Genomic DNA, 26,628 nt, shown 5'->3' on the forward strand with positions numbered 1-26,628 from the left:
CGATAAAATTATCCGGTTACTATGATCTGCCCTGTAGTCTGATAGGGATGCACGGTGCACATGTAGCTGTACCTCCCTTCCCTTCCGAATGTGTAACTGTAGGATTCCCCCTGACTGAGTGCGGAAGATCTGAACGCACCGCCGTCAACAATATGTACTGCAGAATCCTGGTTGGTCCATGTAACGGTATCTCCCACACTTATGGTAATCGAATCCGGCTCGAAACTGTAATCACGGATATCCACCTCAACCTCCTGGAAAGGAGTATCCGTGATATAGCTTGTGTAGACATAATCATTGTCAGCTACAACTGAATGGCACTCCTGACATGAATCGACCATACCTTCCACTATTATCTCCCCGTCCGGGGAATAGGCTGCCCAGAACCAGTCATTGTGCTCGGAGTCATATCCCTGGACCTTATAACGCACACCTATCTCTCTTAGTTCACCGTCGGCATCGTAGCTCTCCCGTACTATAATGCTTCCGTAGGGCAGCACACCTGCCCTCTCGTTAATTGCGGTTTCTGCATCGTCTGAAACATAAGTTGTGAGAAGCGGACCATGGATACTCGTACTTGCGTAGATTTCCTCCTTCAGAGGCCACAAGCTCCATCTTTTATAATTATTCTCTTCAGTTATGTAAGCATAAACCTGTTCTCCATCTGGTTCAGGCATATCCGGGTCAACGGACACAGAGTCAGGTTCCGGTGTATCCTGAGTGTCAGTATCCTCTGTTACCAAGTCCTCCTGATCCTGAGTGTCAGCACAACCTGCCACTAAGATCACGGCAATAAAAACCAGAAATACCATTATTCCTATTTTCATGAACTAACCCCACTGAATAATATTTGACGGCTCGCTAGAAATAGTTTTATGTTGATTACCTGATTTGAGATTCGGCAAACCTGGTCAGTACAGGCGGTTTAAGCATAAACTAAAACTAATGTGGGCTCAGTAACTTTATTCATGAGAATCACAGACCAAAATTACAGAATTCTGGAAGATAAGGCTAAACAGGAAGGAGCAAAAAGTATCCAGCTTCTACCCGCGGAAAATATCGTAGTTGAGAACAGGACGATACTGAAATGTATCTTCGGGTGTAACGGTTACGGAAGCCAGGTCTGCCCTCCATTCATACCTGAAGTGGATGAATTCAGGAAAATGCTTGAAGAGTATGAATGGGCACTTCTTGTGGACTGGAAATCCGAGAATGAATTTTCAAAAGAAATTAGTGAGAATTTCATAAAATACAGCGTATCTCCACCGGAAGATGAAAACATCAGACGAGAGCACGAAGATACTTTAAAGACCGTGATGAAAGAACGCAAGGAAAGGATTCAGCCTGGCAGTATAGAAATTGAAAAACTCGCCTGGGGCCTTGGATACAATACAGCCCTTGCCACTTTTCCGGGAATGTGTACATGGTGTGCCAACAGTGAATATTCCGATGTGAAATGCGCCGGAAAGGACGGAACATGTCATCATCCCACAATCCGCAGACCATGTCTTATGGGTCTTGGAGTGCGACTGGATAAAACACTGGAGAAAATGGGCACACCCTTGAAGAACTTCCCTATGGATGATACAATACCATCCCAGTACACCCTTATTTTGCTGGAATGAAATTGTCATACTTTGGACGTTAGACCATACACATTTGAATATTATATAGATAAAAAATAATTTTATTTTACCGGACATTTGGGAAGGATTTTAACAGAAATTCTTCCCGAGTTACCTACACCGGAAAGCACCTGCCGGCGTTTCGATCAGCTTTTATACTAGAAAACATACTGTTGGCTGAGAAAGACTTATATCGGGAAAAAGCACCTCATTGACCACCACAATTAAAGTGCCTCTCTCCTTATGAGTCTTGAACAATCCCCATCTATTCAGACCCCAAATATCTCGTTTGAGAAGTAAGATGAGGCACCTAACAAACCACCACGCTTATGGTGCCTCTCTCCTTGTGTATCGGGATATCCCCATATCCCTTTAACTCCACTCCTGTAATCTGCGGTTCATACCCCACGACCCGCAAAGGTAAATATGTCATTGAGGTATATAACCCAATCCACTCTTAATAAGAATCGATACACTATATTTCATGTCAGGCCCTTTTTTTAACAGCATTGTATTTTCAGTTGCCTGCTAAAAAAAGTATATTAAATCTCTGTAAATGGCCTGGAATTTTCCAGATAATAATTGAAGAAATCCTTCCCCCATCTACGTGCATGCTGACTGCAGCACATAACCTGTTTGCTGTCAAAAGCAAGTTCTTTTTTCAGAAGCCTGAGAAATATGCAGTGATCATTCTGTGCGATAGACAAAAAAGGTATATCCAGATCTGATACAAACATATTGAGCCTTCCCTTTTTCATCAGCTCCCTGAATTCATTCCTGTAGTCAGTCATGATCTTATCTGCCAGTTCAGTGCTGACGATCAGGGAAATCTTCACTCCGTGTTTCATATAGTCAGAGAACAGGTCAAAGAAATCCGGGTAAAGGAAAGTTGTTACCATATTCATGGATTCTGATATTCTGACCTTTTCACTGAATTTCCTGTTCATCTCATACAGGTCGGACATATCCGGCTCTATTATCGTGCAAGGTTCAAGTTCATAAAGTCTTTCAAGAAGGGCAGGTGGAATAAAAGCTAATTCACGGCTTCCCCAGTAGTCAATATCATTATCAAGAACCTCTGCAATTCCAAGCAGAGAAGACATACGTTTGACCACCTGCTCTCCGATGGTTGTCAGACTGCACAGGTCACCTTCTTTTGTTATCAGGTGGTGGTCCTCCAGAATCTTGATCTGGGGTAGCAGACCCTGCCTGTTCGTATTAAGCGCATCCAGAAGTGCATCCATTCTCATGGGCCCATCCTGAAGGAGTAAAAGTACTTTTTTCCTTTTTTCAGACATGAAAATTACTTCAATCAATGATTTCTTCATAAAACCTCCCGTACATGCCTGATGAATCTACCTCCCCCGGATGACAGATTCCAAAGTACGTTAATAACTTAGACTATTTCATTTTAGTATTTAAATTTGCTTTAAAAATAGCCGGTTTGTAAGCAATTGGTAAAAATAGTAAAACAAATACAAAATCAATAGGATCTGAAAATAAATTCTGAAAAAAAGGGGACACAGGACGGTTAAAATACAACCATCCATCCGGTCCTGACATCATCCTTACGGTAATCCACTTCATGCATCATTACACCCATCTCATCGAAAAGGCCGATACTGCCACCATCCTTGTATAGCTGGGCACCTTTTCCTGACAGGTGTACCTTTACACCCGAGCATGCTTTTATTGTTCCTTTCAGAACTGACTTCCTGTTATTTGCATCAACTATGGTCCAGTCATCAATATTGACATCATCCGGAGATGCATTGAACAATGTGATCATTTCCAGACCCGGATCATCGGAAGCGGGATCCACAAGAGCCGCAATGATCCTGATTGTACCTGCAGATACCACACACTGGCATGATTCAATGGATTCTGAAATATCCTTTGTATCAGATCCGGATTCGGATTTTTCCTCTTTGCAATGACCCGTTGTCTCGTCGGTTTCAAAGCACTGTGACTGGAAGGCAAGGAAAAGTGCTACCCAGCGGTCCTTTTCCGGAAGATGTATCAGCAGGCCGCCGTCATTGAAAGGCGCATCGTCATCCCTCCATTTCTTAAGGCTTCCCTGGTTCATATGGATATCATGGATACCGCTTCCCGGCCTGAAACCAAAGCAACTGTCCTGCAGAAACGTTTCAGGTCCCCATCTCTTTCCGAAAGCGTATACCGTGCCTTTAGTAGATATTGCTTCTTTGATATAGTCCCGGATCATCTCATTCAGGTCGTTATCCGGTCCGGGGATGTTATGATTGAGAGTTTCCATGGCAGAGAGATCAAAAAGCTCTCCGCGTACATAGTCAAGTGACAGTTCCTTCTTGTTTTCAAGAGAATGAAAGCCCGTATCAAGGTCCTTGAGCCCTGAAAGGAGGGGGTGGTCGAAATTCTCGTCTACAAAATAAAGGAGTTCCGAAGGCGGTACCTTTGATCTGACATTAACAGCAATACGATGTTCCATCTGACCGTCATGCAAAAGTATCTGGAAATGAGGACTTCTTCCGGTTCCGTATCGCCAGTCTTTGGGTCTGCCTTTTAATACCCCGTAGCTTTCAAGAGACATACAGGAACTTTAGTGCTACCCGGCATTAAAAGTTTTCTATTGTAACCGGTGCAAAGGAGAAGATATCCGAGAATGCTTCCCCAATCTCTTTCAGCGGACTGCTCCTGCGATAGAAGAGATGAGATCGGCAATTACAATCACTACACCCGAATCCTGGAACGTTTTCAGCTCCTATCCTCTCTGCAAGCAGGCATTCCATCCTTTCAGAACTATGTGTATAGATCACGCTTACCAGATCAAAGGCAGGATACGTAAGAAGATAATCAATATGCCAGTGAACTTTACTTATATTTCTTTCCTGTGCGACACGGATATGGCGATTCAGTCTCTTAAGCCCTCCGGGCCCAAGGGCAGAGCCCACGTAAATATGATAGCCTGCTTCAAAATCGATCTTTCCACACCTTCCGACATTAATACTGCATGCGATGTTGCGAAGTATAAGGCAGTAGATGCCTTTTCCCTCAATTTCAGGGATATTCCGGTCCATGTACGTTCCCTGTTAAGAAAATATTAAATCATTTCCTGCCAGATATTTACTGATAACTATGGCAGACGATACACAGGAAGTAAAGGACGTAAAGGGATTCCAGCCAAGGTCAGTACGTTATGCAAAGGAGCTGGATGAGGATTTTGCAGATGGGCTTTCAGGACTTTACACCGCAGTCTGGGCCGAAAGGGAAAACGGACTTTCGAAGAAGAACAAGCATCTGCTGGTTTTCGCCATCGCCTGCTCAAATCTGAAAACAAAGAGTGCACTCAAGATACTCCAGAGGCTCAAGAAGTTCGGAGCCACCTCTCAGGAGGTCAAGGATGCCATGATGATAGCATCATGGACAGGCGGCATCCAGAATTTCACGGATTTTACACCAAAGATACTCAAGGAAATGGAGAGACTGGGATTTTAATCCTGTCTCAGGTCAAAATATAAAGAGGGAGCAGGAAACGAATAAATACGAATATCTGAAGCAGCAGTATAAAGGGCAGGCCGATCTTAAAGGTCGGATGTTTTGTCTTGTGGCGGAAAAAATACATCCCTGCAATGGAACCCACACTGCCACCGATCACTGCCCAGGTGAACAGGGTCTTTTCCGATATCCTGCGCTCATTTCTCTTTGCTTTTCTCTTGTCGGCACCCATAAGTGAGAATGCGACTATATTCACCAGCAGCAAATACATAAAGAATATAAGGGATGTGTCCATAGCTCTTATTTCACTATATTTCGTATAAATTTTTCCGAAAACACTTGCATAACTCAGTGCTGGAAAAGCACCAATATGCATAGAATTTAGCAATAAAGGGTGGCAGATATGGAAAATAAATGGCTGGTACTGATAATAGTATTGATATTTGCCGGTGTCATGGTCAGCGGATGTACTGACAGCACCGAAGAGGTTGATAGTGGAGAAGAAGCCGGTGAAGAAGCATCAATGGAAGAGGCAACAGAAGTCTCTGATACAGTTACCGGAGAAGGGCAGGACTATGCCGTAAGAATGGAATACTACGGTATGATGAAACCTTCCGAGCTTGAAATAAACAGAGGTGACACAGTAGCCTGGAGGAACTATAAGCCACAGGGCACATATACACTGGTAAGTGATGACGGTCTTTTCGAAGATCAGGAAATGGATTCCAACGATGCGTTCGCTTACACCTTCACTGAAAGCGGAACCTATACCTTCAGTGTAGAAGATGTACCTGAGATGACTCTCAAGGTAAATGTCAGATAAGGGTGAGGGTTTCTCTCACTTAATTTTAATCCTTTAGTCCTATTCCTCTTTTTTAAAATCCAGTGATATTGAGTTCATACAGAACCTCTCACCTGTGGGTTTGGGACCGTCGTCGAATACATGACCCAGATGGCTGCCACACCTGCTGCACAGAACCTCAGTGCGTTGCATGAAGTAGCTATTGTCCACTTTGCGTATAACACGGTCCTCGGAAATAGGCTTTGTAAAACTCGGCCAGCCTGTACCGGAATCATATTTATCTTCCGAGCTGAAAAGCTCCTGACCGCATGCTGCACACAGGTAAGTTCCCTTTTCCTTGAGATCATAATACTTACCTGTAAAAGCCGGTTCTGTGCCTTTTTTCCGCAGGACTAAAAACTCATCCCTTGAAAGTATCTGCTTCCACTCTTCTTCTGACTTTTCGATCTTTTCTACCATAACCAGAACTCCGGAATTCGAATTGTTCCCCGTATAAAAGTGGCTTATACTCGGATAAATAAATATCGAAAAGAAAAAACCAATTAAATAATAAGATAAATATAAATATTGAGAGGAGTAAATTTATTATTGACTGAAATCAATATTTAATCGGGAATGGTTTGAGATCCGAATCCGGATCAAACACGGGAGGTATAAAATGCCTGAATGGACTGCATATTGCGAAGAAAACCGGAACTATGCATTGAAGAGAATCAGGAACATGGCACTTTCCATCAAGTACAGGAAAGAGCTTTCCCTGTGGATCAATAACTACCTGGATCCTTTCTATATCCGCAGGGCCGTCATTGAGAAAAAAAAGGATTTTTCCAATCCCTTTGAGCTTATACGCACGGAAGCTGAAAAAGACCTTGAGTTCACGGTGCTGAGTGCAACTAAAAGGGACAGGAGCAACATTGATGTCATCATGTTCGAAAGCAATCTCTTACTCATGTTCAATATGCTGCTGTCAAGAATAAGAGCATCGTAACTCTCAGACCAGTTCGCTGCGTTCGCATCTTTCACATTCGATCATGATTAATTAGCGAAGAAAATCATATATAGCTTTGTTCTTCTAATATACCATCCTGTTTTCACAGTATCGAGGATGAAAGTTTTGCATGAGCGTAGTAAGTTACTGGCCGATGAAAGCATAGGGAAGTTGCTTTTCAGACTGTCCGCACCTGCAACCATAGGTATGATAGTGCAGGCCCTCTACAATGTCGTGGATACGGTCTTTGTCGGACAGGCCCTGGGCGAGAACAGCATACAGGGAATCGCAGGTATCGCCATAGCATTCCCGATAATGATGATCGTAATGTCCATTGCCCTTGCAATGGGAATTGGCGGATCGTCCATAATCTCACGTGCCCTCGGGGAGAAGAATCACGAGAAGGCAGAAAGGACAATGGGAAATATCCTGTCCCTGGTCATAATATCCAGCGTACTGATAACCATACTTGGAAGCATTTTCATAGTCCCAATCCTGAAACTCTTCGGGGCCACTGAAACGATCTTACCGTATTCTCTGGACTATCTGAGTATAATACTTCTGGGTTCTGTGTTCTTCATCTATGCTCTGGCAATGAACAACGTTGTCAGGTCCGAAGGCAATGCGAAGGTAGCAATGTACACCATGGTAGCATCAGCAGGGCTAAATATTCTACTGGATCCCGTATTTATCTTCGGTTTTGATATGGGCATAAAGGGTGCTGCAATAGCCACGGTCCTGGCACAGGCAGTGGGAGCCTTCTATCTGGTCCACTATTTTGCGACGGGCAGAAGCATGCTGAACTTCCACATGAGATATCTCAAACCGGATATCGGTATTGTAAAAGAGATACTGGCGATTGGCTCCAGTCCACTTGCAAGGAATGCTTCCAGCAGTCTGATGATAATAGTGCTGAACAATGCACTTGCAGTATACGGAGGAGATATTGCGATCGCCATATTCGGAATAATCAACCGGCTCTTCATGTTCACTTTCATGCCCATGTTCGGTGTGATACAGGGATTGCAGCCCATTGTCGGATACAATTATGGAGCCAGAAACTTCGACAGAGTAAAACAGTCCGTCAGGCTTTCAATCGCTATCACAACCATAATGTCGGTCACGGGTTTCCTGCTTCTGTTCCTTTTCCCAGAACAGTTGTTCAGTATTTTCAGCAGTGATCAGGAACTCATAAATTCCGGCCAGTATGCCACACGCATAATGGTAATAGCCGTGCCACTGGTTGGTTTCCAGATAGTTGGAGCCTCCTTTTACCAGGCTATCGGAAAGGCAAAACCCTCCTTCATACTTTCAATGAGCAGGCAGTTGCTGTTCCTGATACCTTTTGTGCTGATACTCCCGAACTTTTTCCAGTTAACAGGAGTATGGATGGCGTTCCCGCTCTCGGACGGCCTTTCATTTCTGGTCACGCTCATAATGGTAAACAGGGAATTCCGCCTGCTGAACAATCCCGTAAGCCTGGAACCATAACAACGCATTTATGAACCTTCAGACATATCTCAACCCATATGTCACAGGTTAAAAAGCCTCTTTTGTTAATGATACTTGACGGATGGGGCTATACAGAGGAAAAAACCGGTAATGCGATCCAGGCTGCAAAAACACCTGTATTGGACAGCCTTGTAGAGAAATATCCTTCCTGCCTGCTGAATGCTGCAGGGAATGCCGTGGGACTTCCCGAAGGACAGATGGGAAATTCAGAGGTAGGTCACCTGAATATCGGTGCCGGAAGGATAGTTTATCAGGATTACACCAGGATTAACAAGGCAATAGAAGATGGCTCTTTTTTTGAAAATCCTGTTCTTCTCAGGGCTATTGAGAATGTAAAGAAGAACGCTTCCTCGCTTCATATAATGGGCCTGTTCTCCTATGGTGGAGTACACAGCCACATGAGCCACATGAGAGCTCTTGTGGAAATGGGAAAAAGAGAAGGACTTGACAACGTCTACATCCACACATTCCTTGACGGCAGGGACGTGCCACCAAGAGCAGCACTCAAAGATATGCAGGAGCAGGAAAAGCTCATGAAAGATACCGGCTACGGACAGGTGGCAACTGTATCGGGCCGATACTATGCAATGGATCGTGATAAGAGATGGCAGAGGACGGAGCTAGCATACGATGCTCTCACACTTGGAGAAGGACTTGTTGCAGGAAACCCGGTTAAAGCCATAGAACTTGCCTATGACAGGGGTGAGAACGATGAGTTCGTCAAACCCACGGTGATAGTTGACGAAGAAGGCAATCCTGTTGCAACTGTGAAGGACGGAGATTCGGTAATTTTCTTTAACTTCCGGCCGGACAGGGCACGCCAGCTCACATATGCTTTTGTGGAGAAGGATTTTGAAGGATTTGAAAGAAAAGCAGAACCGGATGTGTTCTATGTATGCATGACCGAGTACGATGAGAAACTGGATGTCCCGGTGGCATTCCCTGCTGAGACAATAAAAAATACACTGGGCGAGGTCCTGAGCAAAGCTGGCAGAAAACAGCTCCGTATCGCTGAAACCGAGAAGTACGCCCATGTTACTTTCTTTTTCAATGGCGGAGAGGAGAAACAGAACCCCGGAGAAGAAAGATGTCTCATACCATCCCCAAAGGTCTCCACATACGACCTGAAACCTGAAATGAGTGCCTATGAGGTCACGGACGAGCTTGTAAAGCGTATCAGATCAGGCAAATATGATGCAATTATCCTCAATTTTGCGAACATGGATATGGTCGGACACTCGGGTTTCTTTGATGCCACGGTCAAAGCTGTAGAAGCGGTGGATGAGTGTGTAGGAAAGATTATCGATGCTCTGATAAATGCAGGCGGAGCGGCGTTTATCACAGCGGATCACGGTAATGCCGAGAAGATACTGGATTATGACACAGGAGGAGCACATACCGCACACACCTGCAACCCTGTAAAATGTGTTCTTGTAAATCCGGATAAGGGCATATCTCTGAAAAACGGAAAGCTTGCCGATATAGCACCCTCAATGCTTGAGATGCTTGGCATAGAAAAGCCTGAGGATATGACAGGCGATTCACTGCTTGTCAAAAATTAGAACCATTTGTCAAGGGTACTCTGGCCGCCCCCGGAAGATGCTTCCAGGCGTTCCAGTGCCTTTGTAACCCTGGCATTTGAAAAGTCATGTTCCGTGCAGAGCAGATCGATAACAGTTTCAATTTTTGGTTTGCTCCATTTCAGCTCATAATCATCTGATACCGGAGGGTCCGTGAAGAATCCCTTAATCGATTCCAGTTTGTCGATCTCAGCTTTCTTTGCATCCAGAATATTCTCAATACTGCCATGCTCTTTTACCAGCTTGAGTGCCGTTTTAGGGCCGACCTTCTCGAGTCCGCTGTTGTAGTCGGTTCCGACACAGAGAGCAAGATCGATAAGCTGTTCATGACTTATCCCAAGTTCTGTCAGGGATTCCTCAAGATCGATTATCTCAGGTTTCACATCCACATAGATGTTCTTTCCGGGCAGTTTCCTCCTCCCGGAGACGGTCAGGTTCCTGACCACAGACGGAGCACCAAAAAGCAGAGAATCATAGTCCTGTGAACCTATAAGATCAGCATCTCCTTTTCTGACCATATAAGCTGCCTGTGCCTCACCTTCCGAGGGTGCATCCACAAAGGGGATTCCCATTGCATCAAGCAGTTTCTTAGAATCCTCAACTATTGTGGCATCCACCTTTGAGGAAGCCTGTGCATACTTGTACGCTTCTTCGGCCAGTCCCTTTTCACGCGCTTCGGTGGCTTTTATCTTTGCACTCTCACGGATTTGGGAGCGCTTTTCAATGGTCCCGGACTTCAGTTCGGGGGGCTTGCCATCAAAAACAAAAACAGGTTTTACTCCTGCTTCCACTAGATTTGTCATCCGGTACAGTATTCCCGACAGATGGGATGTGATATTCCCGCTGGAATCCTTAAGAGGAGTGCCATCCCTCTGGCGTATTATGCTCAGGAACTGGTACAGGGTATTGTATGCATCGATGGCGACCACTCTGGCAGTCAGATCTGGCAGTTCCACCGGCCTTTTCTTCAAGAGGTCCCCTATATCAGTACCCATTTATTTTCATCCTTTTTTCAAATAGAGTCTTATAATTACTCGTTGAGCCTTACGTCGATGACCGAGTCATCGTTGGCATCTATCTTCCCCACTTTTAAGATATTCCCCACCCGATCGATAATATTTGTTTTCGTAACCTGTACCTGATGAATGTCTTTATTGTCCTTATTTCTGTGAACAATAAGAAGACTCTGTTCTGCAGGATCACTATTTCCAAGCCTTGTAGCGATATTCTTTATCAACTGCTCGAACTCGGAATAAATGAGAACCTCAGAACATTTACCAGCTTTTTTAATTATTCCTACCGGTTCTAAGTTAATGCGCATTTACGCACCTCTCACTAGAATGGAAGACATTGAATCCCATGTACATAACATCCTGTTAATATGACTTTCGGATTAATGCTGGAATAAACTGGAAAAAGAAGAAAATTCATCTGTAACGGGTCCTTTCCAGAGAGTTCATTACGTCATCCACTCTGCCAAGAACCTCGTTCATCCTCTTGTCAAGGTTGCCCTCGACGCTCTGGACATTTATTCTCAATGAACGTTCCTTTGCCTCAAGCATGCTGTCTATTTTTCTGAGACGCATATCTACAGACAGGATCATAGCTGCCAGAGAACCAACCATCACGATGGCGGCAAGTATGATCAGAGCGTTTGCCGGACTGTACTTGAACCTTCCAAGCCATTCATATGTCAGAACAAACGCAGACACTACCATTACAACTGAGAATATAATATCCCGGCTTTCCATTTTCGTTCCCTCTTTTGCTTTATATGGGTATCCTATTGTACTTATAGGTTTTATATTTGACAGAGATGTGGCATAGTATTAAATATATATGCTCATAACATATTTGGAACTGATATAAATATTTGTAATAAATAACGGGAGTTTATTAATTGAGTTCGGAGGAAAAAAGCTTCAAAGAATACAGGCCAATGCTCGCAATGGCAGGTATCATTATAATCGTACAGCTGGTGGCCCTTCTACTGGCCGCACCCATGGTGGCCGAGGATATGAGGGCATTCGAAGACCCTGATGATGCCTCAAACGCCATATTCTACATTGGTGCCATACTCGTATTCACATTCCTGCTGCTGATGGCCATCAGAAGAGGTATGCAGTGGATAATACAACTGGTCATCCTGCTTGCAGTGGCTTCAACGATGTATTATGTATTCTACGCTCTGTTTGCACTTACCACAGTATCCGCTCTGATCAATAACGTGATCTCAATTTCCCTTGCCGTGATCCTGACCGTGCTCCTCTATAAGTTCCCGGAATGGTATGTGATAAACACAGTGGGACTGCTAATCGGTGCGGGAGCCAGTGCAATATTCGGCATCTCACTTTCCATAATACCGGTGGTGGTACTCCTCGGACTTCTGGCAATATATGATGCCATCGCAGTTTACAGGACAAAACACATGATAGACCTTGCAGAAGGAGTTATGGATATGCGTCTCCCAATACTTTTCGTGATGCCAAAGCACATGAAATATTCCTTTATCGAGGACTCCTTCAAAAAAGAAGAGGGAGAGGAGAGGGAAGCGTTCTTCATGGGTCTGGGAGACGCCATCATGCCGACCATACTTGTGGTATCGGCAAACATCTTCCTCACAGACGCATACCGGATAGCAGGATTCATAAACATCCCGGCACTGGCAGCCATGGTAGGTACTCTAGTGGGATTCATTGCACTAACAGTACTTGTAATGAGAGGAAAACCACAGGCAGGACTACCATTTTTGAACGGTGGTGTGATCCTGGGTTACATCGTAGGCGTTCTCATAGCAGGAACACCTTTCTACTGAAAATTATTCTTCTTCGGGAAGCTCCGAAGCGATATTGCAGATCGTGCAGGTACCATCCCTGCTATTCTGCTTTTCGGACTCATCCTCGCTGAATTCCGAGTCCAGGGAACGTGTACCTTCAGCAAGCACGGCGGCATTGGATATCGTGGAAGCAATCAGAATAGAATCGAATATCTCTTCCTTTGATACTCCAAGTCTCTTCGCAACCCTTACATGGGTCTTCAGACAGTATTCGCACCGAAGTGCTGAGGAAACAGCAATACATATGAGTTCCACAGTTTTAGGGTCCATACGCCTGAACTCACGCATGACGCTGTTCTCGTATATCATCCTCGGGATGAACAGCTCGGGCATGTCCTTCATGAAATTCACAATATACGGAATTTCACCATAACGTTCTTCCACCTCTGTGAGAATATCTTCTACAGCCTCGTCGGTATCCTTATCAATAGTTTTCCGTATCTTTTCGATTTCCATGAGAACAGCCTCGGTTCAGAGAGATGGACGATTGCTGTCAAATAACAAAGCCAACCTCAGATTCACGTTTGATTTTGACCAATATATAATTTTTCATTTTGGAGGGGGTTATCCTTGCAAGCTCTGAAAGCCTTATACCCTCATCGAATTCAAGGTTCTCTATCTTTTCATGGAACTGCCCGTAGGGAAGTTTTATGCGCAGACCGTCAAGCTGCAGGGTTATCGGGGCTGGCGTGAGTACCTCGTATATCTGAGGTACCTGTTCATGCACTTCCTTCATAACCCTCGGGGGCAGTACCGCCAGAGGATCCTTTGCAAGTTCCTCACGCATCTTTTCCACGACCTCACCGACCTTCTGGTTCATGACATCCAGTGAACTGATCTCATCCGATTTGCGCAGACGGTGGGCAACCCTTCCTATATTACCCACATACACATCGGCATGTGCAACCTCCTCGGTCTTAAGCTCCGGGCCTCCGGTCACTACCTTGGGAATCCTCACACCTTCAAGAAGCTTTGGTTTTTTGTTCTTGATACAGTCACTGAAGGTACCAAAAGAGAATACAGCCAGATCATGCTCGTTTATAAGCCTGCGCTCATAGTCAGCAGACAGCGCAACCCTTCTTCCCATACCTCTTGCAAGACCGAGCATATTCGTATTGGCACCATCCCTGCGCAGGTGCTCTGCAACGTCGCAGGCAGAGTGGGGCAGGTGATGGGATGCCAATGTAGGAGACACCACGGCGATTTCAGTGCCCGTGAGCGGAGCCTTTGTGAGTGTGCCGAGCAGTTTCTTGCCGAGCTCCTCGATCAGATGCACATCTTCCCGGGGTATCAGCATGGTAAGGGTGACTTCTGTGGCAGCCGGTACCTTCTGTATCAGGTATCCGCCCAGATCTTCCAGAAGTTCGGTGATCAGGGTGTGCTTATGGATACCACCTTCGTAGATATACGGTTCAAGCACTGCAGCCATTATTCCACCTCCTGTAGTTCGGCAAGTATCTTATGCCCTTCATCTATCCATTCGGGTCTGAGGCTGTCCTCACTGGCCACGAAAATAAAATAATTGTCCTTCATGGAATGATAACGCACCCTGAAACCCTCGGGAGTTGACCTTATTGCCATTTCCACAAGTCTTGAGAGCAGGGTCTGTTTCGGATCGGCAACCACCATTTCCATCAGGAACTCTATCTCCGTTTCAAGATCACCTTTTTGTCTTACAAGAACGGTCCTTCTCTCGGGTTGTGTCACATTTCCACGGCCGTACCTTGCCCACAGTTTCTCAAGCAGGGCAGGCAGATACTTTTCCTCATTGATCGTGATTTTGACCTCTTTCTTTTCCAGTGCCCCGTATCCTGCCTCGCCAAAGTCTGAGAGTTTTACAGGGTTCTGGCTTCCTCTCAGGATAATAGCCATCTGAAAGAGCGAATCCTCGGGCCTGATGACAACCTTTATTCTACCGATGGCTCCGCCCAGTACAAGCTCCGAGATGACGTCCGAGATTATGCTCCTGTAAGCTTCACCTTCCTCAGGTACCGTGGATTCTACAATAAAGGTCTCGAGAGCTTCCATGGAGTTAATCCTCCACATATCCTGATGCAAGCAAGGCACTTCCCACCGCACCGATCAGATGGGAGTTCGGAGGAACAAGTACCTCAACCTTTAGCAGGTCACCAAGTGCCTTGGGAACACCCTCAATAAGTGATGATCCTCCCACAAGTATGAGAGGTTCCTTTACATCGACTTCCTGCAGTTGCTGCTCGAATATCTGTTCCACAACACTGTAACAGGCAGCAGCAGCAACGTCTTCGGGACTTGCACCCTTTGCAAGTGAGTTCACCAGGGACTGGATACCGAAAACAATACAGTAACTGTTCATGCTCACATTTTGCTGCATGCCCTTTACTGCCAGCGCGCCCAGTTCGGTAATGTCCACACCCAGCCTCTTGGCGGTCATATCCAGGAAACGACCTGATGCACCGGCGCAGATGCCTCCCATGGTAAACATTCCGGGGATACCATCCTCAACGGATATGGCCTTGTTATCCATACCTCCTATGTCGATGACAGTGGCCGAACCCTTCTGCTTGTCAGCAAGGTAAACCGCTCCCTTGGAGTTTACCGTGATCTCTTCCTGTATAAGCTGAGCGTTAAAGTGTTCACCAACCAGGAAACGACCATAGCCCGTGGTTCCCATTGCCTGTATGTCCTCACGTTTGACACCTGCTTCCTCAAGTGCCTGATCAAAGGCCTCTGTAGCACTCTCGATAACCTTGATCGTGGGCACCCAGCCGGAACCGATGATCTCATCATCCTTCATAATAACGGCCTTGGTGGTGGTGGAACCAGAATCTATACCCGCTGTCAGACCGCTCTGGTTCTCCCTTGCAAGCAGATGCCTGCGTCTTGCAATGGTCGTGAGGGCTTCCATACGGGTCATCAGGGTTGCAGCGGTTGTACGTTCCGTGAAAGAATAACTGATAACAGGAATATCCGAATATCTGTGAATATAGCGACGCACTTCATTTCTGACAATTGCAGCCTCTGCACACCTGAAACAGGAGGTGATGAATACACCGTCCACATCCGCAATGCCTTCCACAACAGCCTTTGCTCTTGCCATCATCAGGCGAAGATCGGGACTTGCAGCCTCAATACCAAAATCCTTTCCCATATTATCCAGGGAAGCAACATCGATCTCAGGATAGACAAGTTTTGCATTGACCGATTCCGCCACGGACTCAAGTTCACCATGAACCCCCGCATACTCGGAGCCGCATGATACCAGGGCTACTTTTACAACACCTTCGTCCTTCACTGTTCACCCTCCTTCTTGCCACCGGGCAGAGATTTTAAGAATTCACCTATCTCATACACGAATTCCCTGGCCTCCTCGTCCCCTGTGGGATAGTCCACTTCAAGCATTGGGATGTCACGCTCTCTTATCAGGAATTTTGTGAGCTCGTTGGTACGTGCACAACCCATGCACCCAAAGGACATGGGCGATTCGTTCACAATGATGGCTGCTTCCGCCTCATCGATCATGGGACCCACTATCGCCATCCTTCCCCTGACACCAGCGGGCACTTCAACGGCTGCATACTTCAATCCGGTCTTTGGTTCCTCTGCCGTAATATTCAACGGAGGTGAATCCACACTCACGGTGGATATCTTCTCCTTAATTTTTTCCATCATAGCAATGGGTGTATGCCCGAATCTCTCGACAAGGTCCGAGAGTATCAGACTGTTTGTAGGATAAATAATGACTTTTACCATGATAATGCCTCATAACGCGGATTCAATGATATCTTCCAGTTGTTTGACCTCAAGTTTTTTCTTTTTCCCGGTCTCTTTCAACGGGATCTTCTTCTCATAATCATCAAGTGCTTTCCCTATTGTTGGAAGCATCTGCACCTCTTCCCGCAGATAATGGAAACCGGGTCTTGGCCCCCCGCCTCTGCTTGCACGGCAGCGCCTCTCGTCGCCGGGCGGAAAACCCCTTTCCTTTACGAATATATGATTCCTGTCAAGGTCTACAACCTCTTTTACGACCCTGTTGACAGCTTCCCTCGGACCTGTGACCATGGTCCCGAAACATGTCTCCTTGATAACTATACTGGTCTCGGATTCATATATCTTCATGGCAGCATCTATCGGCAGGACACTGTCAGAGCTGATCACAACAAGCTTGGTAATAACATCATCTTCTTCTCTGTCTGACATCACTCATCCTCCCGGCTGCTTTCTATTACATACATGATATCCCCGTCTTTCAGGGTTTTGAGCTTATCCATCTCAATAACCTTTCCGATGATATTGGTGCTTGTGAACTTCTCACCGGTAGGCCCGAAAAGATCACTATCCTCGGCTTTCACACCCACCATTCCTGCTCTCTTTGCAGCCTGGTTGGTCACACCGATCTCACCTGCACTGACAACTCCTTTGGGAATGTTCTCAGGTAATATCTCCTTGTACTTCTCAGCTTCCTTTTCCGCCTTGAAGATATAAGTGTTCTCATAGGTCATGAGCACAGGTAACACGCCCACGGGCTTATATTGCAGGTCCGTAGCGTGTCTGAAAAAGTCGAGGGTTTTCGGAGCAAGTTCATCATAGAGTTCTATCTTCACAAGATGACCGGGGTCCACACCTGTGAGGGTGACCTTGCCCGACCTCAGTATATCAATGGTGGTTTCGGGATCCTGCCTGACAATGAAACCTTCATCCTCTGTATACCCCTTCCTGACAACCTCAACACCCACAGCCTTCATTTTCTCTTCCGCTTCCATATGACTTATTCCCGGAAGCATAATGGGCTCGGGAGATGTCTCAATGGTGATCTTCTGACCGGAAGTTGTCATTTTTGCAAGTTGTAACCCTTTGACAACATGGCCTACAACCGAATGCATGATAGTGGACGTCCTGTCATCCGTGGCAATGAACAGTTTGCCCGAACCGTAACCCACGGTCCTGACAAAGACCGAACCTGCCGACCTTGACTCGAAATTCTCATAAGTTACGATCTCACCCAGGAAACGATGGTCTGAAATAAAAGACGATGAGACAAAATCGACATTGAATGTCCCGTCCCTCGTGATCGCAAACAGGTGTTCTGCACCTTCCGGAGCCTCCGGGTCGATCTCGATCTCCACATAGGTGAAGACTTTCATGCCAGCTTCCAGCTTTGTGGAGAGATCCGTGGTGAAGATATGTTCTCCTACTTCCTCCCATTCCACGAAGGGTTCGATGCCCAGTATCCTGTCACTTTTTCCCAGATCCAGCAGGACATGTTTTGCACTTATCACTTTTGCGAATGTGCCTTCTTCAGGTGCACCGTATTCGGCAACATGTTTGTCCCTTGTAAAAATAAGATGTGTGTTATCGGGATCACCGCCTCCGGCTGCGAACATAAGCTCAAAGGCCCCGAATTCCATGTTCCCCCTGACGCTGCCTGTGTCCGAGACAAACGGGCCAAAAGCAATGGCGTTCCTGCTTACCCAGCGTACCGGCAGGTCACTGTATTTATCATAATTATCCAGCCATCTTTCCGTGGATGAGGATGTGTTTTCATCCAGTTCTATCCTGAAATCGCCCTTGGATGTCCTTACCTTGTATTCCCGGGAACTTTTGGCCTTGACATCCTCTTTTTCTATTAATATCCCGACTGCCGTACCTTTCCGGTACGGGGCATTTGACACCTTGATCGCATCTTCAAGAGTTGAACCTTCCGGCAACTTGATTTCGTAGCCATTGATCTCCACCGTAATTTCATCGCTCGTGTCAAACACCTCTTATATAATCGGGGTTAAACACCCCTTAAGTTTTTCGTCATGATTCCGTTGCAGCTTCCAGACGTTCCTCTTCTGTAAGTTGTGAGAGGACAATATCCGGGTCGCCTACATCCACTATCTTGCCGCTTCTCATAAGAGCAACGCGATCACATATCTCCTGCAGGAAATCCATGTCATGAGATACTATGATAAATGTATCGCCCATCTTTTCACGTGCTGTGAGAATGGACCTTGTAACATCCTTTTTTGTGATGGGATCCATTGTACCGGTAGGCTCATCCATTACAACTATTACCGGTTCTTTCATCAATATCTGGGCGAGGGCAACCCTGTGCCTTTCTCCTTCACTAATCTCATCTGACATCTTTGATAATATAGATTTTGCCTTCTCTTCGGTAAAACCGGTTGACATCAGAGTATTGATAGCTTTCCTGACAGCAAGCTCGTATGGAAGGTCGATACCGATTGACTCTGTCAGATTGTCAATAATGGTTCTGTGATTGTAGAGTCCGTATTCCTGATGCAGTATACCCATATACTGCAGTGCGCGTCCCCTGCATTCGGGTCCGGGTTTTTTCATATCTATCCATTCGTCACCGACCCTGACCTGGACCTCACCGCTTGTCGGCTGAACTATACCCATAAGAATCTCGGAGGTTGTCGTCTTTCCGGCACCGCTTGTACCTGCCAGTCCGAAGATCTCACTTTCCTTGACCTCGAAGGAGATATCATCAACAGCATATACCACACCCCTGCTGACAGATATATATTTCTTCACCAGGTTGTCCACCCTGATCAGAGGATCTCCTATCTCAACCTCGCAGCTCTTATCAACAGAGCACACACGTTGCATGAACTCCTTTGAGATATCAGCAGGATCGCCTTCACTGACAATGGCTCCGTCTTCCAGTATGATGGCCTTGTCAGCAAGGTCCTCCACAACATCGGACCAGTGGGATGTGATCACCATGGTCATATTATAATCCCTGACAGCCTTTTCTATCACGTCGTGTACGACCTTTGCTGTACGTGGATCAAGTGTTCCTGTGGGTTCATCGGCTATCAGCAACATTGGATCCCTTACAAGCTGACGTGCCAGCACAACTCTCTGTTTCTCACCACCACTCAGGTCACGGGCTACGTGCATCATGCGGTGGGAGAGCTGTACTTTTTCCAGCAGGTCTACGGCCTTGCTCAGTGCATCTTCACTGCTTACCCCGATCTCGGTAAGGGAATTTACCACATTGGCAATAACCCTGTCATCACCGTATAGCGCGAATGTGCGCTGGAGCATGATCGCGATCCTTTTGGTAATGTCCTTTCTCTTCGGATCGTGCAGAGGCATTTTGACAAAATCAGCATCAAATGGTTTTAAGGTGTCACCGCCGCAGGCAGGACATTCTTCTCCTGTCTTGCTCGGAGGCTCTATATGGCCGCATTTCTCACAACGTGCCAGGTGATAGATAACCGAACCGCTTATCCCTTCATACTCTTCGACTCCACGCAGGACGTGCATAAGTACAGTCTTGCCTGAGCCACTTCTTCCCAGAATACCCAGCACTTCACCTTCATTGATACTCAGGTTGATATCTTTCAGAACTTTAACGCCGTCGAATTCCAGTGAAAGGTCTTTGACCTCAATAAATACTGCCATACGATTTCCTCCGCCTACCGGATGCATGGGGTTTACTGTCCATTATATGTGTCTATGCATATATAGGCAAATTACTTAATGGTTTTGTATTTTCAATACAAAACTAATGATGCAGGAACCCTGTGATCCTGGTGACAACATTTTAATGATTTTTTAAATAAACTACACTTGGATTATTTAACTCAGTACATAAACATAACGCACATATTTAGCACTGTTAACTTCTAAAAACCGGCCATTGATCATGATTTTCTAATGTTTCTGAATTTAGCAAACTTTTAGCAACTGTTGCCACTTCAAGAATATTTCCGACCACCACATCCGCAGATCTGCGCAGGACATCAGGCCTTTCATCACCCTGCTGCACCGTCAGAATACCCACATCCGCCGCCCTCAGTGCAAGTATATCGTTCATTCCATCCCCCACCATGACCACGGAATCGTATTCTTCCTGCAATTCCCGTACAATCCTTTCCTTATCACGGGTGGTGGCAACCCCGTGTACAAAGCTCATGGGAATACCGATGGACATTGCAAGTTTTTCCAGGTTATTGTAACCGTCTCCGGATGCTATGAAAACATCAACACCCATATCCTGCAGAGTTGCGATGGCAGCAGGAGTATCGGAGTACATTTTTCCTGCTGTGCTCAGAACATAGGGAATCATATAATCCTGGGCATCCACGATTATACCGGCAGCCAGATAGAAGATATCAGGGCAGTGTCCTCTAACATGGGATACAACATCGTTCACATCACTGACACAAACATCACTTTTTTCGATGATACCATATACCTCTTCAAGTTCAAAGGGCCGGCTTGCACAGCTTATGTCCAGTTTGATATCATATTGCTTGATCAGACCGTGGAGTGTAAGCTTCGGATCACAGTATGATACCTCTTCAAGATCGGCATTGACTATCACAAGTGCACGGTGAGGTTTCCGGGCTACCAGAAGAGTGGACTGGATATCCTCAAGTATCATACCGGTACCTGCGTCCTTTGCAACACGGTACATATGAAGCAGGGTACCTGCACTGTCAAAGACCACAGCCACTTTTTTTTGCATACTCCCTGATTGTTCAGAACCATAATTACTTTTACGCTGGCAAAAGGATGTATCCATTAAGATCTAATTTGTATCCATAGATATATGTAGAAGCTGATAATAACCCTGTTCAGGATACAATGCCATACAAGAAGCTAAAAACCGCAGTGCTGATCGGCCTGATCCTCATCTTCTTTACTACAATCTTCGCACCGGGCAGTACGGACTATCCGAAACTCAACCCCATGCCCTGGGATAATACGACGATCACGGTCTACATAGATGATGAGAACGTTCCGGAGCACTACAGTCCAAGCTACAGGACTCAGGTGGAAAGTGCCTTGGAGTACTGGAGCAATGGCGGTAACGGCCAGCTTGAATACACACCGGAATTTGTCATAGTCGAAGAGGACGATGCAGATATTCTCATAATGTGGGTCGAGAACCTTGAAGAGGATGCAGGAGTCCAGGATGGCGTTGCAGGTTATGCAAAACCCTATGTGATCAATGGCAGATACGAGCGAGTGGAGATCGTGCTGGAGGTGGGTAACTACCAGGGATATTCATGGAGGCAATACGGAGACACCACCATGAGAGACCTTGCCAGACATGAGATCGGACACGCCCTGGGACTTGGTCACAGCAATGACAGAGGAGATATCATGTATCCAAGCTACGACCAGAAACTAGAAGCTGACCCGCTGCTTCTTGAATCCACACGTCCCTATCTGATAGCCGGCATGATCATAGCATCCTCGATAATACTCTATTACGGAATAGGATGGATACATTCCAGGAAGAGAAGGGAGAAGCTCGAGGAAGAGATTTTCGGTGATCAAGACGATGAAGAATAAGACCGTTTTCCAGGCCATACTGCGCTATTTTAGCGGGGAGGAAGTTGATTTTTCAGATTATGAACTAGACCTGTCAGAGCTTACGGAATTCCAGCAAAAGGTACTTACAGAGACCAGGAAGATCCCCTACGGTGAGACCATCACATACAGGGAACTGGCCTGTCGCATTGGAAAAGAAGGTGCTAGCCGGGCCGTGGGAGGAGCGCTTTCCAGAAATCCCTATCCCATAATAATACCATGCCATAGGGTGGTCTCATCTTCAGGCACTGGCGGCTTTTGCGGGGAAAACTGCGGAGAGAAGGTCGAATTCAAGAAGAAGATGCTTGAAATGGAGAAAAAAGCCCTATCAGATAAGTGAGATATAGTAACTATGAAGTCCTGCAGGTCAGTAAAAGAGGAGAGAACATGTTTGGGTGGACAGGAAGAACGGTAATCGTTGATCTTGAGAACAATGCAGTTACCGAATCAAGGACAAAAAAGAAAGATGCTGAGAAGTTTTTAGGAGGCAGGGGAATTTCCTGTGCTCTGATGAGCCGGATGGCAGAGCCGGAAGTTGAACCATTAGACCCTGAGAATCCCCTCATCTTCAGCACCGGCCCGCTTACCGGAAGCGCTGCACCGCTTTCGGGACATTTCAGTATCTGCACAAGATCACCCCCTACAAAGGGTATCTTTGACTCCAACGCAGGAGGATCCTTCGGTTCGGAGATGAAATTTGCAGGCATAGATTCTCTTGTAATAAAAGGAAAGGCAGAAAATCCTGTTTATCTGCATATAGAGGATGAGGAAGTAGAGATACTGCCTGCGGACCACCTATGGGGGAAGAATACCGCTGAAACCACCAGCCTGCTGGAACCTAAGGGAAAAGTTGCATGCATAGGCAGGGCCGGAGAGATAATGCTCCCCATGGCCAGTATGGTAAATGACAGAATATACGGGGCCCGCGGAGGACACGGAGCTGTTGCAGGTTCAAAGAATCTCAAGGCTGTGGTTATAAAGGGAAGCAATAAACCTGAGGTCGCAGACAGGGATGCTTTTGAAAAGTCAGTGGAAAAGGCAAACAGACTGCTGGTTGCAAATCCGCCTGCATCCAAAGGACTCGCAGAGTACGGGACACCGGTATTTGTGAACCTGCTCAACTATATGGGAATCCTGCCTGCCGAGAATTTCCGAAAGAAGGATTTCCAAGGAGCTGAAAAGATCTCCGGGGAATTCATCGCTGAAAACTATGAGATCAACAAAACTCCATGTGATGCCTGCCCCATTGGTTGCAGGAGAACATTTACCGATGGAACACCCGTACCCGACTATGATGCCATCTGGGCTTTCGGGCCGAATCTGGGCAACAGCGACCTGAAGACGATTATCGAACTTAACAACATCTGCCTTGATTACGGCATGGACCCGGTATCATGTGGTGCTTCAATTGCTTCATATATGGAACTGAACTCCTTTACAGTCGGGGATATCGACCTGAAAGCCACACTTACAGGAATAGGAGAGGGAAAAAGTGAGCTTTCAAGGGGCTCTCATGCTTACCTCTGCTCACAGGGTGCCACAGATATCGACATGAGTGTCATGGGACTTGAGATACCGGGATATGATCCCGGAGCTTCGGCCGGTATGGCCCTTGCATATGCAACGTCCAACAAAGGAGCCTGCCATTTGAATGCATTCATGATCGCACCCGAGGTTATGGGTAAACCCATGCTGCTCAAAAGACAGAGTTTCGATGGCAAGGCCGCACTTGTGCAGTACTTCCAGAACCTTGCAGCGGTCATCGATTCACTCGTACTCTGCCCTTTTGCATTCTTTGCCATGAGTGAGGTTGAGCTTGTATCCCTTCTTAATGCTGCAACAGGCATGGATTATTCCGCAGAGGAACTGTTGCAGGCGGGAGAGCGAATATACAACCTTGAAAGAATCCTTAACAGGACAGATGGCGCCCATGAAAAGGAAGACATTTTGCCCGGAAGGTTCTTCGGGGAGGACGGTATCGACAGGGAGCAGTTCAGGAATGCCTTATCGGACTACTATCATTTCAGAGGATGGGATACGAACGGAGTTCCGACAGGGGAAAAACTTAAGGAGCTGGATATTGCAGTAAAAAATGAGACTGAATTTGCTTAATGAGTACTGATATAACCGGAATTGATGAAAAACAAACAATTTGATTTATATAGTTGAATGTTTAACTTAGTGCCTGCTATAAAATGGTTCCGGTTTCTGTATTCAGAGGTAAATTTGATATACTGAACAGGGAATTATACAGCAAAATCATTATCACTAATATATTTTCGAATCGGAGGATTACAAAATGAAAGTGCAAGTTGAAGTAAAAGAGCTCAAAGAAGGAAAATACGTCATTGTGGATGATGAGCCCTGTGTGATCAAAAGCATATCCAAATCCAAGCCGGGAAAGCATGGTTCTGCAAAGGCAAGGATCGATGTCATCGGCCTTTTTGACGGACAGAAGAGATCCATTGTAGGTCCTGTTACTGATAAGGTCTACGTACCGATCGTCGAGAGAAAGACTGCACAGGTACTCAGCGTATCCGGCGACATTGCCCAGCTAATGGACATGGGAGACTTCTCCACCTTCGAGATCACCATACCAGAAGAATACAAGGACAGGGTCAACGAAGGAGAAGAGATCACCTACCTTACAGCAATGGGCAAAATGAAGATCGATATGAGATAATCGATCTCATTTCCTCACTCTTTTTTATCATGTTCCACAAGCCTGAGATGATGGATGCCCTGGCAGACTACGAATCTGCAAGGTATGTTATTTTCGGGGTTCCCTTTGACGGTACATCATCTTTCAGGTCCGGAAGCCGCTGGGCACCTGATGCCATGAGGCAGGCTTCCGAGAATTTCGAGACCTATAACCATCATTTTGATATTGACTACCAGGACCTGCTCATACACGATGCAGGGAATCTGGAACATTATAGCACCGTGGACGATACCCTGCAGGAACTTTCCTTTGCCGTGGAGCCCATTGTTGCTGACGGGAAGATCCCCATAATGCTTGGCGGTGAGCACTCACTCACCCTTCCCTGTGTGAAAGCATGTGCAAAATACTCAGAAGAGGATATCGGCTTTGTGGTACTGGATGCACATTTCGACCTTCGCGAGGAGTACAGCGGAGTAAAGTACAGCCATGCCTGTGTCTCCCGGCACATCCTCAACGAAGTAACGGACAAGTATGTTACCATCGGTGTTCGCAGCGGTCCCAGGGAAGAATGGACCTATGCAAGGGAAAACGGGATCAAATATTATACACCCGATAATGTCCGCGAGAAGGGAATAAAGGAAGTACTCTCAGAAATCATCGATTACCTGGGAAGCTCAAAGATATATCTTTCACTGGATATGGACGCGCTGGACCCCGCATATGCTCCGGGCCTGGGTACACCTGAACCCTTCGGACTCAGCGATATTGAGGTAAGAGATGTCATACACAGCCTTGCACCAAGATCGATAGGATTTGATATCGTGGAGATTGCACCTGAATATGACAGTGGCCAGACTGCCCTGCTCGGCACAAAAATGCTCAGGGAATTTATTGCAGCCCATGCTTCAGACGATTCCAAAAATAGTTTAAATAAAAGAGATAAATGATGAAAGAATAGTAAGCTTTCATTCAGAAGTTACGTTCACAAGCTCAAATTCCTCATCTGAACCCCTTACAGCTATTTCCTTAATCAGCCCCACATTTTCTGCATAATACTTGTTAACTTCATAACCCATTTCAAGATCAGACCATTGCCTGATAAGAAGGCTGTTCTCAAAGGACCCATACGGTACTGTTACATTCTCTGTAAGGCTGACCACTGCAGCCTGATCCTCAAGTCTGTTTTCATAATATACCTGTCTGTATGCAAGTCCCGGCTGCGGATCACCAAACATTACGATACCAGGCTCCGCACCATCCACACCGGCTTCCCAGGAACCTTCGGTACTTACAACCTCACCATTATCATAATCTTTTACATCTTTTCCAAAATACCAGACATTTCCGTCTACATCCTGTGCATACCAGCTATCAGTCTCTTCAACAAGTTCTCCGTCAAATGACTCGCTTTGCCTGACAACGGTTGTGGTCACTCCCATTACATCCTTTGTCTGGTCGGTCACATATACTTCGATATCCGTATCAGTAGTTTGGACCTGTCCTTCATAAACAAAAGTCGTTCCTGGCTCCAGCGGAAAGTACCGATTGTCCACACTTTCCACAAAATCAGCAGTATCTACCATGTCTACGGACGCTTCATCTGCACTGTTTGTTTCGTTGGCCATTCCTTCATCTGTCGTTTCCTGGACAGGTGCATCTTCAGAATCGGAATTATCAGTACAACCCGATGCAAAGATAACCAGCAATGTCAGGAAAACTAGCATTGCATTTCTTACAAGTCTTTGTTTCAAAGTACATTCCCCCTTATCCCCGGACATAAAAAATGTCATATTAAATTCAGTTATATTTTTAAATAATAGTTCTGGTAGGA

Annotated in this window: 31 protein-coding genes; 12 read left to right on the forward strand and 19 right to left on the reverse strand. The window is 46.0% G+C overall.

All coding sequences use genetic code 11. From position 1 onward, the window contains the following. Nucleotides 1-8 precede the first annotated feature (8 nt). Complete coding sequence (locus tag HWN40_RS00270; RefSeq protein ID WP_176963881.1) at nucleotides 9-827, reverse strand: plastocyanin/azurin family copper-binding protein; 819 nt, start codon at nucleotides 825-827, stop codon at nucleotides 9-11. A 141-nt stretch (nucleotides 828-968) separates the two neighbouring features. On the opposite strand from HWN40_RS00270, the gene HWN40_RS00275 reads away from it, so the two are divergent. Then, nucleotides 969-1,625 carry a DUF2284 domain-containing protein gene (locus HWN40_RS00275; RefSeq protein ID WP_176963882.1) on the forward strand — a complete coding sequence of 219 codons (657 nt, stop codon included), beginning with the start codon at nucleotides 969-971 and terminating at the stop codon, nucleotides 1,623-1,625. Between the two features lie 542 nt (nucleotides 1,626-2,167). Here the strand turns inward: HWN40_RS00275 and HWN40_RS00280 are convergent. From HWN40_RS00280 to HWN40_RS00290, 3 genes are all read right to left on the reverse strand, one after another. Continuing rightward, nucleotides 2,168-2,953: a helix-turn-helix transcriptional regulator gene (locus HWN40_RS00280; RefSeq protein WP_176963883.1), complete on the reverse strand. Its 786-nt coding sequence runs from the start codon at nucleotides 2,951-2,953 to the stop codon at nucleotides 2,168-2,170. A gap of 203 nt (nucleotides 2,954-3,156) precedes the next feature. Beyond that, the gene (locus tag HWN40_RS00285; protein ID WP_176963884.1) at nucleotides 3,157-4,194 is read right to left on the reverse strand and encodes a DUF2278 family protein; all 1,038 of its coding nucleotides are present in this window, start codon (nucleotides 4,192-4,194) and stop codon (nucleotides 3,157-3,159) included. A gap of 25 nt (nucleotides 4,195-4,219) precedes the next feature. After that, on the reverse strand, nucleotides 4,220-4,681 hold the full coding sequence (locus HWN40_RS00290) for a GIY-YIG nuclease family protein (protein WP_176963885.1): 462 nt from the start codon (nucleotides 4,679-4,681) through the stop codon (nucleotides 4,220-4,222). A 58-nt stretch (nucleotides 4,682-4,739) separates the two neighbouring features. Here HWN40_RS00290 and HWN40_RS00295 point away from each other — a divergent pair, with 58 nt between their 5' ends. Next, complete coding sequence (locus tag HWN40_RS00295) at nucleotides 4,740-5,099, forward strand: carboxymuconolactone decarboxylase family protein (protein ID WP_176963886.1); 360 nt, start codon at nucleotides 4,740-4,742, stop codon at nucleotides 5,097-5,099. 7 nt (nucleotides 5,100-5,106) lie between these two features. On the opposite strand, the gene HWN40_RS00300 is transcribed toward HWN40_RS00295, so the two are convergent. Next, nucleotides 5,107-5,394 carry a DUF1294 domain-containing protein gene (locus tag HWN40_RS00300; protein ID WP_176963887.1) on the reverse strand — a complete coding sequence of 96 codons (288 nt, stop codon included), beginning with the start codon at nucleotides 5,392-5,394 and terminating at the stop codon, nucleotides 5,107-5,109. Nucleotides 5,395-5,502: 108 nt separating this feature from the next. Between HWN40_RS00300 and HWN40_RS00305 the strand changes: the two genes are divergently transcribed. Further along, on the forward strand, nucleotides 5,503-5,922 hold the full coding sequence (locus tag HWN40_RS00305) for a cupredoxin domain-containing protein (RefSeq protein WP_176963888.1): 420 nt from the start codon (nucleotides 5,503-5,505) through the stop codon (nucleotides 5,920-5,922). 39 nt (nucleotides 5,923-5,961) lie between these two features. On the opposite strand, the gene msrB is transcribed toward HWN40_RS00305, so the two are convergent. Beyond that, on the reverse strand, nucleotides 5,962-6,360 hold the full coding sequence (msrB, locus tag HWN40_RS00310; protein ID WP_176963889.1) for a peptide-methionine (R)-S-oxide reductase MsrB: 399 nt from the start codon (nucleotides 6,358-6,360) through the stop codon (nucleotides 5,962-5,964). 199 nt (nucleotides 6,361-6,559) lie between these two features. Here msrB and HWN40_RS00315 point away from each other — a divergent pair, with 199 nt between their 5' ends. The 3 genes from HWN40_RS00315 to gpmI all read left to right on the forward strand — a co-directional run bounded on the left by HWN40_RS00315 (nucleotide 6,560) and on the right by gpmI (nucleotide 9,963). Beyond that, nucleotides 6,560-6,889, forward strand: coding sequence for a hypothetical protein (locus tag HWN40_RS00315; RefSeq protein ID WP_176963890.1), 330 nt, complete (start codon nucleotides 6,560-6,562; stop codon nucleotides 6,887-6,889). 117 nt (nucleotides 6,890-7,006) lie between these two features. Continuing rightward, nucleotides 7,007-8,380, forward strand: coding sequence for an MATE family efflux transporter (locus HWN40_RS00320; protein WP_343044088.1), 1,374 nt, complete (start codon nucleotides 7,007-7,009; stop codon nucleotides 8,378-8,380). A gap of 38 nt (nucleotides 8,381-8,418) precedes the next feature. Continuing rightward, nucleotides 8,419-9,963: a 2,3-bisphosphoglycerate-independent phosphoglycerate mutase gene (gpmI, locus tag HWN40_RS00325; RefSeq protein WP_176963891.1), complete on the forward strand. Its 1,545-nt coding sequence runs from the start codon at nucleotides 8,419-8,421 to the stop codon at nucleotides 9,961-9,963. On the opposite strand, the gene fen is transcribed toward gpmI, so the two are convergent. The 3 genes from fen to HWN40_RS00340 all read right to left on the reverse strand — a co-directional run bounded on the left by fen (nucleotide 9,960) and on the right by HWN40_RS00340 (nucleotide 11,732). Then, nucleotides 9,960-10,976 (reverse strand): flap endonuclease-1, encoded by a 1,017-nt coding sequence (gene fen / locus HWN40_RS00330; RefSeq protein ID WP_176963892.1) that lies wholly within the window; start codon nucleotides 10,974-10,976, stop codon nucleotides 9,960-9,962. The genes gpmI and fen overlap by 4 nt on opposite strands. Before the next feature lie 35 nt (nucleotides 10,977-11,011). After that, the gene (locus HWN40_RS00335; RefSeq protein ID WP_176963893.1) at nucleotides 11,012-11,302 is read right to left on the reverse strand and encodes a hypothetical protein; all 291 of its coding nucleotides are present in this window, start codon (nucleotides 11,300-11,302) and stop codon (nucleotides 11,012-11,014) included. A gap of 106 nt (nucleotides 11,303-11,408) precedes the next feature. Beyond that, nucleotides 11,409-11,732 (reverse strand): hypothetical protein, encoded by a 324-nt coding sequence (locus tag HWN40_RS00340; protein ID WP_176963894.1) that lies wholly within the window; start codon nucleotides 11,730-11,732, stop codon nucleotides 11,409-11,411. Nucleotides 11,733-11,881: 149 nt separating this feature from the next. Between HWN40_RS00340 and HWN40_RS00345 the strand changes: the two genes are divergently transcribed. Continuing rightward, a complete protein-coding gene (locus tag HWN40_RS00345) occupies nucleotides 11,882-12,796 on the forward strand; it encodes a presenilin family intramembrane aspartyl protease PSH (protein ID WP_176963895.1) in 915 nt (304 codons plus the stop codon). Nucleotides 12,797-12,799: 3 nt separating this feature from the next. Here the strand turns inward: HWN40_RS00345 and HWN40_RS00350 are convergent, their stop codons facing one another. From HWN40_RS00350 to HWN40_RS00390, 9 genes are all read right to left on the reverse strand, one after another. Then, nucleotides 12,800-13,273: a carboxymuconolactone decarboxylase family protein gene (locus tag HWN40_RS00350; RefSeq protein WP_176963896.1), complete on the reverse strand. Its 474-nt coding sequence runs from the start codon at nucleotides 13,271-13,273 to the stop codon at nucleotides 12,800-12,802. Nucleotides 13,274-13,310: 37 nt separating this feature from the next. Beyond that, a complete protein-coding gene (locus HWN40_RS00355) occupies nucleotides 13,311-14,246 on the reverse strand; it encodes a methanogenesis marker 7 protein (protein ID WP_176963897.1) in 936 nt (311 codons plus the stop codon). Next, entirely contained in the window at nucleotides 14,246-14,845 is a 600-nt protein-coding gene (locus HWN40_RS00360) for a methanogenesis marker 17 protein (protein ID WP_176963898.1), read from the reverse strand. Before HWN40_RS00360 ends, HWN40_RS00355 begins: the two co-directional genes overlap by 1 nt. A gap of 4 nt (nucleotides 14,846-14,849) precedes the next feature. Then, the gene (locus HWN40_RS00365) at nucleotides 14,850-16,091 is read right to left on the reverse strand and encodes a methanogenesis marker 15 protein (RefSeq protein WP_176963899.1); all 1,242 of its coding nucleotides are present in this window, start codon (nucleotides 16,089-16,091) and stop codon (nucleotides 14,850-14,852) included. Further along, nucleotides 16,088-16,549 (reverse strand): methanogenesis marker 5 protein, encoded by a 462-nt coding sequence (locus HWN40_RS00370; RefSeq protein WP_176963900.1) that lies wholly within the window; start codon nucleotides 16,547-16,549, stop codon nucleotides 16,088-16,090. The genes HWN40_RS00365 and HWN40_RS00370 overlap by 4 nt, the downstream gene beginning before the upstream one ends. Before the next feature lie 9 nt (nucleotides 16,550-16,558). After that, nucleotides 16,559-16,996, reverse strand: coding sequence for a methanogenesis marker 6 protein (locus tag HWN40_RS00375; RefSeq protein ID WP_176963901.1), 438 nt, complete (start codon nucleotides 16,994-16,996; stop codon nucleotides 16,559-16,561). Then, nucleotides 16,996-18,558 (reverse strand): methyl-coenzyme M reductase-associated protein Mmp3, encoded by a 1,563-nt coding sequence (gene mmp3 / locus HWN40_RS00380; RefSeq protein WP_176963902.1) that lies wholly within the window; start codon nucleotides 18,556-18,558, stop codon nucleotides 16,996-16,998. Before mmp3 ends, HWN40_RS00375 begins: the two co-directional genes overlap by 1 nt. Before the next feature lie 40 nt (nucleotides 18,559-18,598). Continuing rightward, entirely contained in the window at nucleotides 18,599-20,215 is a 1,617-nt protein-coding gene (gene atwA, locus HWN40_RS00385; protein WP_176963903.1) for a methyl coenzyme M reductase system, component A2, read from the reverse strand. 217 nt (nucleotides 20,216-20,432) lie between these two features. Next, nucleotides 20,433-21,284 (reverse strand): HAD family hydrolase, encoded by an 852-nt coding sequence (locus tag HWN40_RS00390; protein ID WP_176963904.1) that lies wholly within the window; start codon nucleotides 21,282-21,284, stop codon nucleotides 20,433-20,435. Between the two features lie 119 nt (nucleotides 21,285-21,403). Between HWN40_RS00390 and HWN40_RS00395 the strand changes: the two genes are divergently transcribed. From HWN40_RS00395 to speB, 5 genes are all read left to right on the forward strand, one after another. Next, entirely contained in the window at nucleotides 21,404-22,117 is a 714-nt protein-coding gene (locus HWN40_RS00395) for a matrixin family metalloprotease (RefSeq protein WP_176963905.1), read from the forward strand. Beyond that, nucleotides 22,095-22,475, forward strand: a complete 381-nt coding sequence (locus tag HWN40_RS00400) for a methylated-DNA--[protein]-cysteine S-methyltransferase (protein ID WP_246275939.1) — start codon at nucleotides 22,095-22,097, stop codon at nucleotides 22,473-22,475. Before HWN40_RS00395 ends, HWN40_RS00400 begins: the two co-directional genes overlap by 23 nt. A gap of 47 nt (nucleotides 22,476-22,522) precedes the next feature. Further along, entirely contained in the window at nucleotides 22,523-24,247 is a 1,725-nt protein-coding gene (locus HWN40_RS00405; RefSeq protein WP_176963907.1) for an aldehyde ferredoxin oxidoreductase family protein, read from the forward strand. A 187-nt stretch (nucleotides 24,248-24,434) separates the two neighbouring features. Next, on the forward strand, nucleotides 24,435-24,818 hold the full coding sequence (locus tag HWN40_RS00410; RefSeq protein WP_176963908.1) for a translation initiation factor IF-5A: 384 nt from the start codon (nucleotides 24,435-24,437) through the stop codon (nucleotides 24,816-24,818). 29 nt (nucleotides 24,819-24,847) lie between these two features. Then, nucleotides 24,848-25,744: an agmatinase gene (gene speB, locus HWN40_RS00415; RefSeq protein WP_176963909.1), complete on the forward strand. Its 897-nt coding sequence runs from the start codon at nucleotides 24,848-24,850 to the stop codon at nucleotides 25,742-25,744. An 18-nt stretch (nucleotides 25,745-25,762) separates the two neighbouring features. Here the strand turns inward: speB and HWN40_RS00420 are convergent, their stop codons facing one another. Next, nucleotides 25,763-26,575 carry a hypothetical protein gene (locus HWN40_RS00420; protein WP_176963910.1) on the reverse strand — a complete coding sequence of 271 codons (813 nt, stop codon included), beginning with the start codon at nucleotides 26,573-26,575 and terminating at the stop codon, nucleotides 25,763-25,765. Nucleotides 26,576-26,628: the final 53 nt, after the last annotated feature.

Origin of the sequence: Methanolobus zinderi (assembly GCF_013388255.1) — an archaeon.
In the GTDB taxonomy this organism is placed as follows: domain Archaea; phylum Halobacteriota; class Methanosarcinia; order Methanosarcinales; family Methanosarcinaceae; genus Methanolobus; species Methanolobus zinderi.

What these genes read in the sequence shown, in the direction of transcription:
- HWN40_RS00270 (WP_176963881.1), bottom strand. Translation starts at nt 827, where the DNA reads ATGAAAATAGGAATAATGGTATTTCTGGTTTTTATTGCCGTGATCTTA.
- HWN40_RS00275 (WP_176963882.1), top strand. Translation starts at nt 969, where the DNA reads ATGAGAATCACAGACCAAAATTACAGAATTCTGGAAGATAAGGCTAAA.
- HWN40_RS00280 (WP_176963883.1), bottom strand. Translation starts at nt 2,953, where the DNA reads ATGAAGAAATCATTGATTGAAGTAATTTTCATGTCTGAAAAAAGGAAA.
- HWN40_RS00285 (WP_176963884.1), bottom strand. Translation starts at nt 4,194, where the DNA reads ATGTCTCTTGAAAGCTACGGGGTATTAAAAGGCAGACCCAAAGACTGG.
- HWN40_RS00290 (WP_176963885.1), bottom strand. Translation starts at nt 4,681, where the DNA reads ATGGACCGGAATATCCCTGAAATTGAGGGAAAAGGCATCTACTGCCTT.
- HWN40_RS00295 (WP_176963886.1), top strand. Translation starts at nt 4,740, where the DNA reads ATGGCAGACGATACACAGGAAGTAAAGGACGTAAAGGGATTCCAGCCA.
- HWN40_RS00300 (WP_176963887.1), bottom strand. Translation starts at nt 5,394, where the DNA reads ATGGACACATCCCTTATATTCTTTATGTATTTGCTGCTGGTGAATATA.
- HWN40_RS00305 (WP_176963888.1), top strand. Translation starts at nt 5,503, where the DNA reads ATGGAAAATAAATGGCTGGTACTGATAATAGTATTGATATTTGCCGGT.
- msrB (WP_176963889.1), bottom strand. Translation starts at nt 6,360, where the DNA reads ATGGTAGAAAAGATCGAAAAGTCAGAAGAAGAGTGGAAGCAGATACTT.
- HWN40_RS00315 (WP_176963890.1), top strand. Translation starts at nt 6,560, where the DNA reads ATGCCTGAATGGACTGCATATTGCGAAGAAAACCGGAACTATGCATTG.
- HWN40_RS00320 (WP_343044088.1), top strand. Translation starts at nt 7,007, where the DNA reads ATGAAAGTTTTGCATGAGCGTAGTAAGTTACTGGCCGATGAAAGCATA.
- gpmI (WP_176963891.1), top strand. Translation starts at nt 8,419, where the DNA reads ATGTCACAGGTTAAAAAGCCTCTTTTGTTAATGATACTTGACGGATGG.
- fen (WP_176963892.1), bottom strand. Translation starts at nt 10,976, where the DNA reads ATGGGTACTGATATAGGGGACCTCTTGAAGAAAAGGCCGGTGGAACTG.
- HWN40_RS00335 (WP_176963893.1), bottom strand. Translation starts at nt 11,302, where the DNA reads ATGCGCATTAACTTAGAACCGGTAGGAATAATTAAAAAAGCTGGTAAA.
- HWN40_RS00340 (WP_176963894.1), bottom strand. Translation starts at nt 11,732, where the DNA reads ATGGAAAGCCGGGATATTATATTCTCAGTTGTAATGGTAGTGTCTGCG.
- HWN40_RS00350 (WP_176963896.1), bottom strand. Translation starts at nt 13,273, where the DNA reads ATGGAAATCGAAAAGATACGGAAAACTATTGATAAGGATACCGACGAG.
- HWN40_RS00355 (WP_176963897.1), bottom strand. Translation starts at nt 14,246, where the DNA reads ATGGCTGCAGTGCTTGAACCGTATATCTACGAAGGTGGTATCCATAAG.
- HWN40_RS00360 (WP_176963898.1), bottom strand. Translation starts at nt 14,845, where the DNA reads ATGGAAGCTCTCGAGACCTTTATTGTAGAATCCACGGTACCTGAGGAA.
- HWN40_RS00370 (WP_176963900.1), bottom strand. Translation starts at nt 16,549, where the DNA reads ATGGTAAAAGTCATTATTTATCCTACAAACAGTCTGATACTCTCGGAC.
- HWN40_RS00375 (WP_176963901.1), bottom strand. Translation starts at nt 16,996, where the DNA reads ATGTCAGACAGAGAAGAAGATGATGTTATTACCAAGCTTGTTGTGATC.
- atwA (WP_176963903.1), bottom strand. Translation starts at nt 20,215, where the DNA reads ATGGCAGTATTTATTGAGGTCAAAGACCTTTCACTGGAATTCGACGGC.
- HWN40_RS00390 (WP_176963904.1), bottom strand. Translation starts at nt 21,284, where the DNA reads ATGCAAAAAAAAGTGGCTGTGGTCTTTGACAGTGCAGGTACCCTGCTT.
- HWN40_RS00395 (WP_176963905.1), top strand. Translation starts at nt 21,404, where the DNA reads ATGCCATACAAGAAGCTAAAAACCGCAGTGCTGATCGGCCTGATCCTC.
- HWN40_RS00405 (WP_176963907.1), top strand. Translation starts at nt 22,523, where the DNA reads ATGTTTGGGTGGACAGGAAGAACGGTAATCGTTGATCTTGAGAACAAT.
- HWN40_RS00410 (WP_176963908.1), top strand. Translation starts at nt 24,435, where the DNA reads ATGAAAGTGCAAGTTGAAGTAAAAGAGCTCAAAGAAGGAAAATACGTC.
- speB (WP_176963909.1), top strand. Translation starts at nt 24,848, where the DNA reads ATGTTCCACAAGCCTGAGATGATGGATGCCCTGGCAGACTACGAATCT.
- HWN40_RS00420 (WP_176963910.1), bottom strand. Translation starts at nt 26,575, where the DNA reads ATGTCCGGGGATAAGGGGGAATGTACTTTGAAACAAAGACTTGTAAGA.